Consider the following 14,964-nt stretch of genomic DNA (forward strand, 5'->3'; position numbering starts at 1 on the left):
GGCTACGCTCATACAGCTATCCACTTTGATCGCTGGAGCCTGTATGAACGTCCCACGTCGAACGCGACTGTGCTTGGCCTTGTGCTTGGCGATGTTTGGCCCGCTGGCGCTGGCAGCCGAAAGCCAAGCCCCCACCGAACCGGCTGTAACAGCTGAAGCCCGCGCGGTTTATGAGCGCATGCGTGATAGCTTGCGCGCGCTCAAGCAGTACTCCGTCAATGTGCAGTCAAGCCAGGATGAAGTCCTCGACTACGGCTACAAGCTCCAACACAACGCCCAGGCCACCCTTGATGTGCAACCGCCCATGCACTTGCGCGCGCAGATTGACGGTGAATCACCGCGACTCATTGTCTACGACGGCAAAACCCTGACCTTATCCAGCCCCGCAGAGGGCTATTACGCGCAGACCCCCGCTCCCTCGACGTTGAGCCAAGTGGTGAGCGGGCTTATTGAGCATGATGTCGAAATCCCCCTGACCGACTTTCTCAGCCAAAGCCTGCAAGACCAGCTTCTTGATGGGGTTAAGCGCGGCTTGCTTGTCGGCAGTGAGCAGATTGACGGGCAAACCTGCGATCACTTGGCATTTCGCGAGGCGTCCGTCGACTGGCAACTTTGGGTCAGCCAAGGCCAGCAGGCCTTACCCTGCAAGCTGGTGATCACCACACGCTACACCTTGGGTGATCCGCAATATCAGGCAACCATGAAGTGGAAGACAGACACCACATTTGCCGCCGATCACTTCACCTTCGTTGCCGACAAGGATGCCACCCGCATCCCTTTCACCACTGATCGTGCAGCACCGAAGAAGGAGCCACAGCCATGATCACAGTCAAGTGCCTTGGCGGCGCGACCCTGTCACTGCTCATTCTGGCCGCGCCTTTGGCGGATGCCGCTCGCCTGGCTGGCCACGGCGGCGGGGGTGGGGTCAGAGCACACAGTTCGGTAAGTCATGCCCGAGCGGCGAGCCAACCTCGGGTTCAGCCATCTCGTAACGTGAGTCGCCCCGTCAATAATAATGTGCAGCGCAGCCCAAGCCGAGACATCAAACCCAAGGCCAACAATAATCGGGTGAACAACAATAACAACGTCAATATTAATAACAACATCAACGTCAACCGAGACCACTACAATCAAAATCGCGATGTTGATATTGATGTCGACCATCACGGTTGGGGCTGGAATGACGATGTGGACATCGACGTTGACCATAATGGCCGGGGCGATTGGGATATTGACGTCGATGTCGACCACCGCCACCCAGTTGCCACTGCAGCCATTGTCACCGGCACGGTTCTGGCCATCGGCTCGATGATCAATACCCTACCGCCCAACTGCCAACAGGTGTATCGCTACGGTAACGAGTACTACTACTGCAATAACCAGTACTACCAGCCACAGTGGAACAACAACACCGTGGTTTATGTGGTGGTCGATAACCCGTAAACCGGCCGTTGCCGCACTGATAGGCAACGTCGACGCCTAGGCTGTATGACGCTTTTTTCATACAGCGCAGCGTCAGCGCCAAGCGGGCTACTGGCTTAAAACTTGTATTGTTTGAACTCTGTGTGGGCAAGCTTCGCGTTGCCACACCCGACCAAGACTAGCTTTGCGGCGGGCGATTGAGCTCTTGCCAGGTCAGGTAAACCCGCAAGTCGAACTCAATTTGCTGGTAGTCCGGCAGCATGTACTCACAGAGTTTGTAGAAGGCTTTGTTGTGCTCAGACTCTTTCAAGTGTGCAAGCTCGTGCACCACGATCATGTGCAAAAACTCCGGGGCAGCCTCTTTAAACAGCGCGGCCACGCGAATCTCTTTTTTGGCTTTGAGTTTGCCCCCCTGCACCCGTGAAATAGCCGTATGTAAACCCAGCGCACGGTGCGTCAGGTCGAGGCGATTATCAAATAGCACCTTGTCGATGCTCGGTGCGTTGCGCAGGTGCTCCTGTTTCAGCCCGACCGTGTAGGCATACAGCGCTTTATCATTCTGCACATTGTGTTTGCCGCTGTAACGCTGGGCCAGGTAATCCCCAAGGCGACCTTGATCGATCAATTGACGCACCTGATCTTGAAGCGCGACGGGATAAGCTTGCAGGTATTTAAGCGGCGTCATGGGTAAAGTTTTCAGCGCGGGAAGCGGCTATTATGCCGCAATGCCTCACTCAGTCGGTATGACCTTTAACACTCGCCCTTCTGCGCTGTCGGTAAGCAGGTAGATGTAACCATCCGGGCCGCAATAGACAGCACGAATGCGCTCATCGAGCTCTTCGAACAGCACTTCCTGTCCTGCCAGCATGCCGTCCTTCATGCGGATACGCCTGACGCTTTTTTCAGCCAGGGTCGACGCAAAGAAATCGCCCTGCCAATACTTGAAGCGCGAGCCGTTATAGACCATCAACCCAGAGGGTGCGACCGACGGCGTCCAGTGCAACAGTGGCTGCTCCAGCCCAGGAAGCTCAGTGTAAGGCGAAATTTGCGCGCCGTTGTAATCAACCCCGAAAGTGATCAGCGGCCAGCCGTAATTGACCCCAGGCTTGATCATGTTCAGCTCATCGCCGCCTCTGGGGCCATGCTCGTGACTGTAAAGGCGCTTGAGTTTCGGCACATAGATAATGCCTTGCACATTGCGATGGCCGTAGCTGTATATCTCCGGGGCCGCATCTTTATTATCAACAAAGGGGTTATCCGCCGGCACACTGCCGTCGCGGTTAATACGGATAATTTTACCCAGATGGTTATTTAGGTTCTGTGCCTCTTCGCGGTAGTCAAAACCATCGCCAAGGGTCAACACCAGGCTGTTATCCGGCAAAAAAGCGATTCGCCCACCATAGTGAGCACTGCCTGCTTTGGCTGGCAGCGCGGTAAATATGGTTTTGACATCCTGCAACTGCCCATTAACCAACCGTGCACTGGCAAGGCGCGTGTTGTTGGCGCTGCGATCGCCATAGGCATAACTCAAGAAGATTCGCTGGTTGTCACTGAATTCAGGGTCCAACGCGACTTCCAGCAAGCCAGCCTGAGAGGTGGAAAATATCTCGGGCAAGCCACCCACCGCTTGTTCTTGCAACGTCCCATCAGCCGCAATGATCCGCAAGCGTCCCGGACGCTCAGTGACCAGTGCTCGCCCATCAGGTAAAAATGCCATTGACCATGGGTGCTCAAGACCCTCGGTAAAGGTTTCGATACGGTAGTCAGTGGTAGCGGACGCAGGACTCAGCCAAAAGCTGGCGAGCAGGACTGCAACGCCATAAAACGGCTTGGCGATTTGGCTACGCGCTTTATTGATCATGGTAATCCCTTCTAGTCGGCGCAAAACTACTTTGCAGCTCGGCAGCGGATGGCAAAAAACAATGCGCCGACGCTGCCACTCGCCATCAACCCTAATGTGCCAATAAAGGTGCGATTAGCGCCGATAAATGTCGGCATAGGCAGTGCAGCATTAGCCAGGGTCAGAGCGAGCAGAATCGCCAATGCACCGGCGAGGGCAAACAGCATCCATCGGGCGCTCGGCACTTTGTCACTTAGCCACGCGGCGGCTGGTAATGCGCAGGCAAACCCCAACACCACTAAAATGGCAAATACCGGGCTGAAGCCTAGGACATCCAAGCAAGTCGTCTCCATACGCACATCGATTGGCATCGGTGCACCCAGCGCTTGCAGCTGCGCGAGGTTGTACTGCGTTTGGAGAATGCTTCCAACCAGCGTCGTCACCAACACAGCGAGGACAAACTGCAGCAAGACTCGCGAGTTGTTGGGCATAAATGAGGACATCCTGAGCGAATAGTCCGGCAAGTATGAGCCAGACCCGCGCAAGAGGGTTGTTAGGAGTTTTACATGGTTTTTCGTAACCGCCTTGGCGGCCATAAAATACACAGTTAAACAGCCACCCTGAGGACCGGTTTTTTTAAGCATCAGGCACAAAAAAGCCCGCAGTAGCGGGCTTCTTTGATGATTCAGAGGGTTTAGTTGACCTTAGCGGCCAGCTCACCCTTTGCATAACGCTGAAACATTGCTTCAAGCGAAATAGGCTTGATCTTCGATGCATTACCCGCAGTGCCGAACGCTTCGTAGCGAGCAATGCAGATATCGCGCATGGCTTCTACGGTTTTGCCGAAGAATTTACGCGGATCAAACTCGCTTGGCTGCTCAGCCATCATGCGGCGCATTGCACCGGTCGATGCCAGACGCAGGTCGGTATCAATGTTGACCTTACGCACGCCGTGCTTGATGCCTTCAACGATTTCTTCAACCGGCACGCCGTAGGTTTCTTTGATGTCACCACCATACTGGTTGATGATCGCCAACCACTCTTGCGGAACCGACGAGGAACCATGCATAACCAAGTGGGTGTTGGGAATGCGCTGGTGGATTGCCTTGATCCGGTCAATCGCCAGAATGTCGCCAGTCGGTGGCTTGGTGAACTTGTAAGCACCATGGCTGGTACCGATAGCGATGGCCAAGGCATCAACTTGGGTGCGCTTAACGAAATCAGCGGCTTCTTCTGGATCAGTCAGCATTTGGCTGTGATCAAGAATGCCTTCAGCGCCAATGCCGTCTTCTTCACCGGCTTGACCCGTTTCCAGGCTGCCCAGGCAACCCAGCTCGCCTTCAACCGAAACACCGCAGGCGTGAGCCATGGCGACGGTTTCTTGGGTAACACGGACGTTATAGTCGTAGTCAGCCGGCGTTTTGCCATCTTCTTTCAGCGAACCGTCCATCATCACCGAGCTGAAGCCCAGTTGAATCGAACGCTGGCAGACGCCAGGGCTGGTGCCGTGATCCTGGTGCATGCACACAGGAATATGCGGGAACTCTTCGATTGCCGCGAGAATCAGGTGACGCAAGAACGGTGCACCCGCGTATTTGCGTGCACCTGCTGAAGCCTGAACGATGACCGGTGAATCGGTCTTGTCAGCAGCTTCCATGATGGCGCGCATCTGCTCAAGGTTGTTAACGTTGAATGCTGGAACGCCGTAACCAAACTCGGCTGCGTGGTCGAGCATCTGGCGCATGCTGATAAGTGCCATATTTTCCTGTCTCCCGATTGGGCTCATTAATCATTAAAGCCTGCTACACGGGCAGGCTTACTTTAATAGTGCTTAAGGTGCTTTACAGCCACGACCAATCAAATCATCAGTGGCTGTACGGTAAATCAAACCTTCGTTGCCTTTGGTATGAAAGGTCAACATTGCATCGCTATACATCGCGCCAGAACCCGCAGGCTCGCGCTTTAGACGGTGAACAATATCACTACCGCCCACACGTACATCGACTGCCTCCTGAGACGAATCGGCAAAGCGCCAAAGCACTTCAGCCTGACTGTCACACACCCAGCGAGTCCAAGTGTCTGTCGGCTGCTCGGTCGCACACCCACTGACCAGCGCTGACAATACAACCGCAGCGCAGAGCGCTTTAACCTTCATCGCATTGCCCCATTAGCAATCATTCATTAACTCTGGCCCTGCCGCTGGCACTTCATGCTGTAATACATGCCGGGTAACACCGTCTGGCCCATAACGCTGGTAGGTCACCGCCGGCTGCCCAGGCTGCAAAAATACCCGTTCACAACCCTGATCAGGGTCAACTGCAGCTGAGCTGCAGCCTGCGACGCTTAGCGCCAATACAACTAGAGTACCTAAAGACTTCAATGTCACACGCCTTCTGTTACAGCCAACCGAGCGGATCAAACTACTAGCAGTTGGTTTCTTCTTCAGGCGTGCCTGTCGGATCGCCGGTGCTTTGTTTGTCGAGACGCATATCCTGATTGCCAGCCGGTGTTTCAATGGTAGCGGGACTGAATATTTTGCACGCACGCTCATGGCGCGCTTCATTCATGCAACCTGCCAGCACAATGGCTGACGCCAACATCAGCATAAGATTTCGCATCGCAACCCACTCCTTATCCATTTCGGCTGCGCCGCTGCGCAGCCAACATCCATGCACCCTAGAGCTAAGCTCAGCCTTTGGCGCGCTGTTCGAGCATTTCTACTGCTGGTAATACTTTACCCTCAACAAACTCAAGGAAGGCACCGCCGCCCGTTGAGATGTAGGAGATTTGATCGGCAACCGCGTATTTATCGATTGCAGCCAAGGTGTCGCCACCACCGGCAATGGAAAATGCCGGGCTTTGCGCAATGGCTAATGCCAGCGTTTTAGTACCTTGGCCAAACTGGTCAAACTCGAACACACCCACAGGCCCATTCCACAGGATAGTCTTGGATGACTTGAGCAGTTCAGCAAACTGTGCAGCGGTTTGCGGGCCGATGTCGAGAATCATGTCATCTTCCGCCACATCAGCGACCAACTTAACCGTAGCCGTCGCAGATTCAGCGAACTCCTTAGCCACTACCACATCAACAGGCAACGGCACGCTGACCTTGGCCGCGATGGCCTTTGCGGTGTCTACCAGGTCGGCTTCATACAGCGACTTGCCCACTGGGAAGCCTGCTGCGGCCAGGAAGGTATTGGCAATACCGCCACCGACGATCAGTTGATCGCAAATCTCGCTGAGGCTGTTGAGTACATCGAGCTTGGTCGAAACTTTGGAGCCCGCGACAATGGCTGCCATTGGCTTGGCTGGATTGCCCAAGGCTTTGCCCAGCGCATCCAACTCAGCAGCCAACAATGGGCCAGCGGCGGCAACTTTAGCGAACTTAGCAACACCGTGGGTTGAGCCTTGAGCACGGTGCGCCGTGCCAAAAGCATCCATCACGAACACATCACACAGGGCGGCATACTGCTGGGCCAGCTCATCAGTGTTCTTCTTCTCGCCGGCGTTGAAACGCACGTTTTCCAGCAGCACCACATCACCTGCCGCCAGCTCTACACCGCCGAGGTAATCCTTGATCAACGGGACTTCACGACCAAGGGCCTTGCTCAGGTAGTCAGCCACTGGCTTGAGGCTGTCTTCTTCGGAGTACTGGCCTTCAGTCGGACGGCCAAGGTGCGAACAGATCATCACTGCAGCGCCTTTTTCCAGCGCCAGCTTGATGGTTGGCAATGAAGCCAGAATGCGGGCGTCGCTTTTTACCACACCGTCTTTTACCGGCACGTTGAGATCTTCGCGAATCAGTACGCGTTTACCTTGCAGGTCAAGGTCGGTCATTTTAACTACGGGTTTAAAAGCAGAAGCCATGTATTCAGTCCTTCATAGGGGCTGTTTGGGTAGAAACATTCAAATAGTGTTCAGCAACGTCGAGCATGCGATTGGCAAAGCCCCATTCGTTGTCGAACCACGTCAGTATATTCACCAAGCGCGGGCCGGAGACCCGCGTCTGGCTACCATCGACAATCGCTGAATGCGGGTCGTGGTTGAAATCACAACTGGCATGCGGCAATTCAGTGTAGGCCAACAAACCGCGGAGCGGCCCAGCCTCAGAGGCTTCACGCAGCACCCGATTAATTTCTTCGGGACTGGTGTCTCGGCTTGTTTGAATAGTGATATCCAAGCAAGACACGTTTACCGTGGGCACGCGTATAGCTTTGGCCTGAATCCGCCCAGCAAGTTCCGGCATCAATCGTTCAATGCCACGGGCCAGGCCTGTAGACACCGGAATCACTGACTGAAACGCAGAACGGGTGCGGCGTAAATCTTCGTGGTGATAGGCATCTATCACCGGCTGATCATTCATGGCCGAGTGAATCGTGGTGATCGATACATATTCAATCCCCACGGCCTCATTCAGCACTTTCAATAAGGGCACGCCACAGTTGGTGGTGCACGAAGCATTGGATACCAAGCGCTCAGCACCGGTCAATGCATGCTGGTTAACGCCAAATACGATTGTTGCATCAATGTCCGCTTCACTGGCCATCGGCTGTGACATCAACACCCGTGGAGCACCGGCATTGATAAAGCGCTGCGCCTCAATTCGGGTGGTGTATTGCCCCGAGCACTCGAACAGTAAGTCGATATCCAACGCAGCCCAGTTGATGCTTTCCGGGGTTTCCCCGCGCAGCACTTTTACGCAATCACCGTTGATATGCAGACAGTCACCGTCAACCCGAACCTCGCCGGGGAAACGCCCGTGGGTTGAGTCAAAGCGGGTCAGGTATTCAATGCTCGACTGATCAGCCAAGTCGTTGAGTGCAACAATCTCAATGCCTGCACCTGCTCCGCGCTCATGCAAAGCGCGCAGTACACAACGACCAATACGGCCGTAACCATTGAGTGCGATTCTGTAAGGACGCTTGGACATGCGCAGTTCAGCTCTCGACAAGGGTGGACTGCAAGTCAGCCAGCAACGCTGGCCAACTTGCGCGAACAGAGTCCGTTAGCCTTCAAGCATATCGGCAGCAGTTTCCAGAATGTTTTCAACTGTGAAACCAAAGTGCTCGAACAGCGCAGGTGCCGGTGCGGACTCACCAAAGGTGGTCATGCCGATAACCTGACCTTCAAGGCCGACGTACTTGTACCAGAAGTCAGCGTGAGCCGCTTCGATGGCAATGCGCGCGCCAACCTGAACCGGCAATACGGCCTGCTTGTAGCCTGCATCCTGGGCATCAAAAACGCTGGTGCATGGCATCGAAACCACACGTACATTTTTGCCTTGGGCAGTCAGTTTTTCGTAGGCTTCAACCGCCAAACCGATTTCCGAGCCAGTGGCGATCAGAATCAACTCCGGCTCACCTGCACAATCTTTGAGCACATAGCCGCCGCGAGCGATATCACTCAACTGGCCATCATCACGGCTTTGGTGCGGCAGGTTCTGACGCGAGAAGATCAGTGCCGATGGGCCATCGTTGCGCTCAATGGCGTATTTCCAAGCTACAGCCGACTCAACTGCATCGGCTGGACGCCACGTGTCAAGATTCGGTGTAGAGCGCAAGGTAGTCAGCTGCTCGACTGGCTGGTGAGTCGGGCCGTCTTCACCGAGACCGATGGAGTCGTGGGTGAACACATAGAGCACACGCTTCTTCATCAAAGCCGACATACGCACTGCATTGCGCGCGTATTCCATGAAGATCAGGAAGGTTGCGCCGTAAGGCACGAAACCGCCGTGCAAGGCGATGCCGTTCATGATCGCGCTCATGCCGAATTCGCGAACGCCGTAGTACATGTAATTGCCGGAGGCATCTTCAGCAGATACGCCCTTGCAGCCTTTCCACAGCGTCAGGTTGGAACCGGCCAAGTCAGCCGAGCCGCCCAGCATCTCAGGTAGCAATGGACCGAATGCATTGAGGCTGTTCTGGCTCGCCTTACGGCTGGCAATGGTCTCGCCCTTGGCCGCAACTTCGCTGACGTATGCTGCTGCTTTCTCGGAGAAATCAGCAGGCAACTCACCGGCCATGCGCCGTTTAAATTCGCTAGCCAACTCAGGATGCGCCGCGGCATAGGCAGCAAAGCGTTGATCCCACTCAGACTCAACAGCGGCACCGGCCTGCTTGGCATCCCACTCGGCATAAATGTCCGCGGGGATTTCAAATGGAGCGTGCTTCCACTCAAGGGCCGCACGGGTCAGCGCGATCTCGTCGTTACCCAGTGCCGCGCCGTGGCAGTCTTCCTTGCCTTGCTTGTTAGGCGAACCAAAACCAATGATGGTTTTGCAGCAGATCAGCGTTGGCTGTTCGCTCTTGCGGGCGGTTTCGATAGCAATTTTGATTTCTTCGGCGTCGTGGCCATCAACATTGCGGATCACTTGCCAGCCATAGGCTTCAAAACGCTTCGGCGTGTCGTCGCTGAACCAGCCTTCAACTTCACCGTCGATGGAAATACCGTTGTCATCATAGAAAGCAATCAGCTTGCCCAGACCCAAAGTGCCTGCCAGCGAGCAGACTTCGTGGGAGATGCCTTCCATCATGCAACCGTCGCCCATGAAGGCGTAGGTGTAATGGTCAACAATCTTGTGGCCGTCGCGGTTGAATTGCGCGCCCAAGACTTTCTCGGCAATGGCAAAACCTACTGCGTTGGCAATCCCCTGGCCCAATGGGCCGGTGGTGGTTTCAACACCAGGGGTGTAGCCATACTCAGGATGGCCCGGCGTGCGGCTGCCCATCTGACGGAATTGCTTGATATCTTCGATACCCAAGTCATAGCCAGTCAGGTGCAGCAGCGAATAAATCAGCATCGAGCCATGACCATTGGACAGTACAAAACGGTCACGGTCAGCAAACTCAGGGTTGCTTGGGTTGTGCTTGAGGTAATCGCGCCACAATACTTCAGCGATATCGGCCATACCCATCGGGGCACCCGGGTGGCCGCTGTTGGCTTTCTGCACGGCATCCATACTCAAAGCACGGATGGCATTGGCACATTCACGACGGCTGGGCATCGCTGATCTCCTGAGGGACAAATTGGAAAAGGCACCCATTTTCGCCCACCAAGGCGGTGCGGGGCAATGACAGATAGTCGTACAGCCGCGATTACTTGAGCAAAAGCTGCAATCTTGTCGATTTTCTGGCCCAGAACCCGAGAATTTGTCGCGCTTATCAGCGCTCGACAATGCCCATCGTTGCCGATCAGAGCAAACACCTCGCCGACGCGCACCACCGCCCTATCAACAACAGGAGTACAAAAACACCCGGTAACACTCGGCCAGCCCCATACATAGAGTGGCTTAATCACACCCAGCAACAGCAATATCAAAATATTTTGATATTGCTGTTGCTGTATGAAAATTGACCGCTTAGACTGCTGCCCCTATGAACATGCGTGTACCCCAGCTCCGTTTTGAGCCTGCCGATGAATTGGCCGCCTTATGTAAAGCTGGCGGAGATCCTTTGCGCTTGAATGTTTTGCGGGCGCTGAGTAACGACTCTTTCGGCGTGCTAGAGCTGGCGCAGATATTTGCCATTGGCCAATCCGGTATGAGCCACCACTTAAAGGTGCTGGCCCAGGCAAAGTTGGTGGCGACACGCCGCGAAGGCAATGCGATCTTTTACCGTCGCGCCTTTGCCGACAACAAACGTTCGGGCGGCAAACTCCACAGCGCCTTGCTCGATGAAGTGGATGGGCTAGAGTTACCGCCCGAGGTACAGGCACGTATCGCAGAGGTTCATACCCAGCGAGCAAGTGCCAGCGAAGATTTTTTTGCACGCATGGCTGATAACTTTCAGGCCCAGCAGGATTTGATTGCAGGCTTGCCTCAGTATCGCGACAGCGTGCTGGCAGTACTCGACAGGTTAGGCTTTTCAGCCAATGCCAGCGTGATTGAAATAGGCCCGGGCGACGGCGGTTTTTTGCCTGCACTGGCCAGCCGGTTCAGCCAGGTCACGGCGCTGGACAACAGCCAGGCAATGCTCGAAATAGCCCGACTGACCTGCGACAAAAGCAGCTTGAGCAATGTACGACTGTTGCTCGCTGATGCGTTAAATGATCAATACCCAAGTGCCGATTGCCTGGTGCTGAACATGGTACTTCACCATTTTGCAGCCCCGGCAGAAGCGCTGAAACAACTGGCCGCACAGGTTAACCCCGGCGGCAGCTTGTTAGTAACCGAGTTGTGCAGCCATAACCAGAGTTGGGCCAGGCAGGCCTGCGGCGATCTCTGGCTAGGTTTTGAGCAGGACGACCTAGCCCATTGGGCTATCGCCGCAGGGTTAACACCAGGTGAAAGCCTGTATGTTGGCCTACGCAATGGATTTCAAATTCAGGTACGGCACTTCGCCAAACCCGATGAATACACAGGCTTGGGAGCGAATTTCCGCTCACAGCCGATCTCACCCACCGGTATTAATTAGGAAGACCGATAGATGAGCGAATACTCCCTGTTTACATCCGAGTCTGTGTCTGAAGGGCACCCTGACAAAATTGCTGACCAGATTTCCGATGCAGTGCTCGATGCAATCATCAGCAAAGACAAACACGCCCGCGTAGCCTGTGAAACCATGGTTAAAACCGGCGTTGCGATCATCGCCGGCGAAGTCAGCACTTCGGCCTGGGTTGACCTTGAAGACTTGGTTCGTAAAGTCATTATCGACATTGGCTACGACAGCTCCACCGTAGGTTTCGACGGCGCTACCTGCGGTGTTCTGAACATCATCGGCAAGCAGTCGGTCGACATCAACCAAGGCGTTGATCGCAGCAAGCCAGAAGATCAAGGCGCGGGCGACCAAGGCCTGATGTTTGGCTATGCCAGCAATGAAACCGACGTACTGATGCCTGCCCCGATCTGCTTCTCTCACCGCTTGGTTGAGCGTCAGGCTGAAGCACGCAAGTCCGGCCTGCTGCCTTGGCTGCGTCCAGACGCGAAATCACAAGTGACCTGCCGTTATGACAATGGCAAAGTTGTCGGTATCGACGCGATCGTATTGTCGACTCAGCACAACCCTGAAGTCAGCTACAACGACCTGCGCGAAGGCGTGATGGAATTGATCGTCAAGCACGTGCTGCCGGCTGAATTGCTGCACAAAGACACTCAGTTCCACATCAACCCAACCGGTAACTTTGTCATCGGTGGCCCAGTGGGTGACTGCGGCCTGACGGGGCGCAAGATCATCGTTGACACCTACGGCGGCATGGCTCGTCACGGCGGCGGTGCTTTCTCCGGCAAGGACCCATCCAAAGTTGACCGTTCGGCTGCTTATGCGGGCCGTTATGTTGCCAAAAACATCGTGGCAGCTGGCTTGGCTGAGCGTTGCGAGATCCAAGTGTCCTACGCCATCGGCGTGGCACAACCGACCTCTATCTCCCTGAACACCTTTGGCACTGGCAAAATCAGCGATGACAAAATCATCCAGCTGGTTCGCGAGCACTTTGACCTGCGCCCATACGCAATCACCAAAATGCTTGACCTGTTGCACCCGATGTACCAACCGACTGCAGCCTACGGCCACTTCGGTCGCGACCCATATGAAATGACTTATGAAGGCGACACCTTCACAGCATTCACCTGGGAACGTACCGACAAGGCTGCTGACCTGCGCGCTGCTGCCGGCTTGTAATACAAGCCCGCTACAACGCTGAAACCCCGCCTCGCGCGGGGTTTTTCATGCCTGGAGTTTAGTAAACGTGGCTGGCGCTATTCCATCCACCCTTTGCCACCCGCGCATATTCCGGTTAATCGCAAAACCTCGTGGGCAAGCTTTGCCTTGGCCACTGTACTCGACGGGGGGATGACGTGGCACCACAAAAGAGTCCGTTTATTAGCTCAATCTTGAGCGTGTTGCCGCTTACCCAAGAGGGACAAACCGGGCGCCTTCACCGCCTAGGCTCACTAAAAGTCGGGCAGCCACATACGGGCTCAACCCCTAGGCTGAGGGATGCGAATTATCAATCCCCTGCTACTTTTCCTGGCGATTACACCCATTAGCCTGCACAGCCACGCTGACTGCCCGGCATGGCCTGCTCAGCGCGCTCAATCTGAAATCAACAGCCTGAGCAAACAAATCGCCGAATGGGACGATGCCTACCACCGCCAGGGCATCTCACTGATCGCCGACCAACTTTATGATCAAGCCCTCGCTAGGCAGCAACAATGGCAAAGCTGTTTCCCTTCTGCGACACAGAACCCTACCCAACCCCTAGCCAGTAGTCGCGGCCAATTAAAGCATCCGATAGCCCAAACCGGCCTGAACAAACTGGCCAACATCGAACAACTGGAAACCTGGCTCAGCACTCGTGAGAACATATGGGTGCAACCAAAAGTCGATGGCGTAGCGGTCAGCCTGATCTATGACAACGGCCAGCTAAAGCACATGATAAGCCGTGGCGATGGTCATAGCGGCCAGGACTGGACAGCACAAGCCCTGCTGATAACAGCAATCCCCAAGCATCTCGAATACCAGCAACCGCTAATCCTCCAAGGCGAACTCTACTGGCGATTGGATGCTCATGTTCAGACGGAGTCCGGAGGCGTCGGCGCACGCAGTAAAGTTGCCGGGTTACTCGCCCGTAAACAGCTCAGCGCAGAGCTGGCCAATGCCTTGGGGCTGTTTATCTGGGACTGGCCACAAGGCCCAACCAGCATGCGCGAACGGCTGCACACCTTAGATCAGTTGGGTTTCAGCGACAGCAAGCGCTTCAGCCAGCCAATCAACAACGCTCAGCAAGTCCAGAAGTGGCGACAAACCTGGTACAGCAGCGCCCTACCCTTCGCTACCGACGGTATCGTCATACGCCAGAGTACTCGCCAAGCCGCGCGGATGTGGCAAGCCAAGCCACCGCAGTGGGCAGTGGCGTGGAAATACCCACTTAGCCAAACCTTGGCGCAAGTACGCGAGGTTAAATTCAAGATAGGCCGCAGCGGACGCATAACGCCGGTACTGAAGCTCGAACCGACACAACTCGATGACCGCACCATTAAGCATGTCAGCGTCGCATCCTTGCAGCGCTGGCAAGCGATGGATATCCGCCCCGGTGACCATGTGGCGATTAAACTGTCGGGGTTGACCATTCCAACCCTTGAACGCGTGATCATCCGTAGCAGCACTCGCCAGCCAGTTTCCATTCCAAATGCCGAGGCGTATGACCGCTTGAGCTGCTGGCGGTTTTCAACAGGTTGCTCAGAGCAATTTATCGCCCGACTGAGCTGGCTTAGCAGCAAAAACGGTTTGAACATGCCCGGTGTTGGCCCAGGCACATGGCGCAGACTCATAGATGCCCAACTCATTAGCGGGTTACTGGACTGGCTCGACTTGACCCCTGAACAACTGCAACAAGCATCTGGCTTATCAGTTCGCAGCGCTACACTGCTGCGCCAGCGTTTCGATGCCGCCCGCCAACAGTCATTTGATACTTGGTTGATCGCACTCGGCGCTCCACCCGGGCTGCAGTCACAGCCCGACGATGACTGGCAGCGTTTAGCGGGGCGCAACGCACGGCAGTGGCGACAACAACCGGGAATTGGCAAGGGCCGCGCCAACCAGCTGCAAGCCTTCTTTGCCCATCCGCAGGTCATCGAACTTCGACAAAAGCTGCAAGCTGCCCGCATAGATGGCTTCTAGCTCAATCACAAGGGTCGAAAATTCAGCCAGCCGCAAAACTCTGCCGCAATCACGCAGTCAAAGATTTTTCGCAAAAATAAAAAAAGG

14 protein-coding genes are annotated in these 14,964 nt (G+C 55.1%); 5 read left to right on the forward strand and 9 right to left on the reverse strand.

All coding sequences use genetic code 11. The annotated features are described in order from the left end of the window. Positions 1–43: 43 nt before the first annotated feature. Entirely contained in the window at positions 44–823 is a 780-nt protein-coding gene (locus tag ACIGCM_RS14820; protein WP_397502853.1) for a DUF2092 domain-containing protein, read from the forward strand. Continuing rightward, entirely contained in the window at positions 820–1,443 is a 624-nt protein-coding gene (locus ACIGCM_RS14825; protein ID WP_397502854.1) for a hypothetical protein, read from the forward strand. The genes ACIGCM_RS14820 and ACIGCM_RS14825 overlap by 4 nt, the downstream gene beginning before the upstream one ends. A gap of 157 nt (positions 1,444–1,600) precedes the next feature. On the opposite strand, the gene ACIGCM_RS14830 is transcribed toward ACIGCM_RS14825, so the two are convergent. The 9 genes from ACIGCM_RS14830 to tkt form a co-directional block, all read right to left on the reverse strand. Beyond that, positions 1,601–2,107: a M48 family metallopeptidase gene (locus ACIGCM_RS14830; RefSeq protein ID WP_397502855.1), complete on the reverse strand. Its 507-nt coding sequence runs from the start codon at positions 2,105–2,107 to the stop codon at positions 1,601–1,603. Positions 2,108–2,152: 45 nt separating this feature from the next. Beyond that, positions 2,153–3,283: a PQQ-dependent sugar dehydrogenase gene (locus ACIGCM_RS14835; protein ID WP_397502856.1), complete on the reverse strand. Its 1,131-nt coding sequence runs from the start codon at positions 3,281–3,283 to the stop codon at positions 2,153–2,155. A gap of 26 nt (positions 3,284–3,309) precedes the next feature. Further along, complete coding sequence (locus ACIGCM_RS14840; RefSeq protein ID WP_397502857.1) at positions 3,310–3,753, reverse strand: hypothetical protein; 444 nt, start codon at positions 3,751–3,753, stop codon at positions 3,310–3,312. Positions 3,754–3,956: 203 nt separating this feature from the next. Continuing rightward, a complete protein-coding gene (gene fba, locus ACIGCM_RS14845) occupies positions 3,957–5,021 on the reverse strand; it encodes a class II fructose-bisphosphate aldolase (protein ID WP_397502858.1) in 1,065 nt (354 codons plus the stop codon). 72 nt (positions 5,022–5,093) lie between these two features. After that, entirely contained in the window at positions 5,094–5,417 is a 324-nt protein-coding gene (locus ACIGCM_RS14850) for an MliC family protein (protein ID WP_397502859.1), read from the reverse strand. 268 nt (positions 5,418–5,685) lie between these two features. Beyond that, positions 5,686–5,880, reverse strand: coding sequence for a hypothetical protein (locus ACIGCM_RS14855; RefSeq protein WP_397502860.1), 195 nt, complete (start codon positions 5,878–5,880; stop codon positions 5,686–5,688). Positions 5,881–5,950: 70 nt separating this feature from the next. Beyond that, a complete protein-coding gene (locus ACIGCM_RS14860; RefSeq protein WP_397502861.1) occupies positions 5,951–7,129 on the reverse strand; it encodes a phosphoglycerate kinase in 1,179 nt (392 codons plus the stop codon). Between the two features lie 4 nt (positions 7,130–7,133). Then, positions 7,134–8,192, reverse strand: coding sequence for an erythrose-4-phosphate dehydrogenase (gene epd / locus ACIGCM_RS14865; protein WP_397502862.1), 1,059 nt, complete (start codon positions 8,190–8,192; stop codon positions 7,134–7,136). Positions 8,193–8,267: 75 nt separating this feature from the next. Beyond that, on the reverse strand, positions 8,268–10,265 hold the full coding sequence (tkt, locus tag ACIGCM_RS14870) for a transketolase (RefSeq protein ID WP_397502863.1): 1,998 nt from the start codon (positions 10,263–10,265) through the stop codon (positions 8,268–8,270). Positions 10,266–10,635: 370 nt separating this feature from the next. Between tkt and ACIGCM_RS14875 the strand changes: the two genes are divergently transcribed. The 3 genes from ACIGCM_RS14875 (at position 10,636) to ligB (ending at position 14,877) form a co-directional block, all read left to right on the forward strand. After that, positions 10,636–11,673, forward strand: a complete 1,038-nt coding sequence (locus tag ACIGCM_RS14875) for an ArsR/SmtB family transcription factor (protein ID WP_397502864.1) — start codon at positions 10,636–10,638, stop codon at positions 11,671–11,673. A 12-nt stretch (positions 11,674–11,685) separates the two neighbouring features. Further along, positions 11,686–12,876: a methionine adenosyltransferase gene (gene metK, locus ACIGCM_RS14880; protein ID WP_397502865.1), complete on the forward strand. Its 1,191-nt coding sequence runs from the start codon at positions 11,686–11,688 to the stop codon at positions 12,874–12,876. 318 nt (positions 12,877–13,194) lie between these two features. Further along, positions 13,195–14,877, forward strand: a complete 1,683-nt coding sequence (gene ligB, locus ACIGCM_RS14885; RefSeq protein WP_397502866.1) for an NAD-dependent DNA ligase LigB — start codon at positions 13,195–13,197, stop codon at positions 14,875–14,877. Positions 14,878–14,964 lie beyond the last annotated feature (87 nt).

It is taken from the genome of Pseudomonas sp. NPDC078700, assembly GCF_044542375.1.
Classification (GTDB): domain Bacteria; phylum Pseudomonadota; class Gammaproteobacteria; order Pseudomonadales; family Pseudomonadaceae; genus Aquipseudomonas.

Bases quoted from the DNA above. Each gene is read 5' to 3' on its own strand.
- ACIGCM_RS14820 (WP_397502853.1), top strand. From the start codon at position 44: ATGAACGTCCCACGTCGAACGCGACTGTGCTTGGCCTTGTGCTTGGCG.
- ACIGCM_RS14825 (WP_397502854.1), top strand. From the start codon at position 820: ATGATCACAGTCAAGTGCCTTGGCGGCGCGACCCTGTCACTGCTCATT.
- ACIGCM_RS14830 (WP_397502855.1), bottom strand. From the start codon at position 2,107: ATGACGCCGCTTAAATACCTGCAAGCTTATCCCGTCGCGCTTCAAGAT.
- ACIGCM_RS14835 (WP_397502856.1), bottom strand. From the start codon at position 3,283: ATGATCAATAAAGCGCGTAGCCAAATCGCCAAGCCGTTTTATGGCGTT.
- ACIGCM_RS14840 (WP_397502857.1), bottom strand. From the start codon at position 3,753: ATGCCCAACAACTCGCGAGTCTTGCTGCAGTTTGTCCTCGCTGTGTTG.
- fba (WP_397502858.1), bottom strand. From the start codon at position 5,021: ATGGCACTTATCAGCATGCGCCAGATGCTCGACCACGCAGCCGAGTTT.
- ACIGCM_RS14850 (WP_397502859.1), bottom strand. From the start codon at position 5,417: ATGAAGGTTAAAGCGCTCTGCGCTGCGGTTGTATTGTCAGCGCTGGTC.
- ACIGCM_RS14855 (WP_397502860.1), bottom strand. From the start codon at position 5,880: ATGCGAAATCTTATGCTGATGTTGGCGTCAGCCATTGTGCTGGCAGGT.
- ACIGCM_RS14860 (WP_397502861.1), bottom strand. From the start codon at position 7,129: ATGGCTTCTGCTTTTAAACCCGTAGTTAAAATGACCGACCTTGACCTG.
- epd (WP_397502862.1), bottom strand. From the start codon at position 8,192: ATGTCCAAGCGTCCTTACAGAATCGCACTCAATGGTTACGGCCGTATT.
- tkt (WP_397502863.1), bottom strand. From the start codon at position 10,265: ATGCCCAGCCGTCGTGAATGTGCCAATGCCATCCGTGCTTTGAGTATG.
- ACIGCM_RS14875 (WP_397502864.1), top strand. From the start codon at position 10,636: ATGAACATGCGTGTACCCCAGCTCCGTTTTGAGCCTGCCGATGAATTG.
- metK (WP_397502865.1), top strand. From the start codon at position 11,686: ATGAGCGAATACTCCCTGTTTACATCCGAGTCTGTGTCTGAAGGGCAC.
- ligB (WP_397502866.1), top strand. From the start codon at position 13,195: ATGCGAATTATCAATCCCCTGCTACTTTTCCTGGCGATTACACCCATT.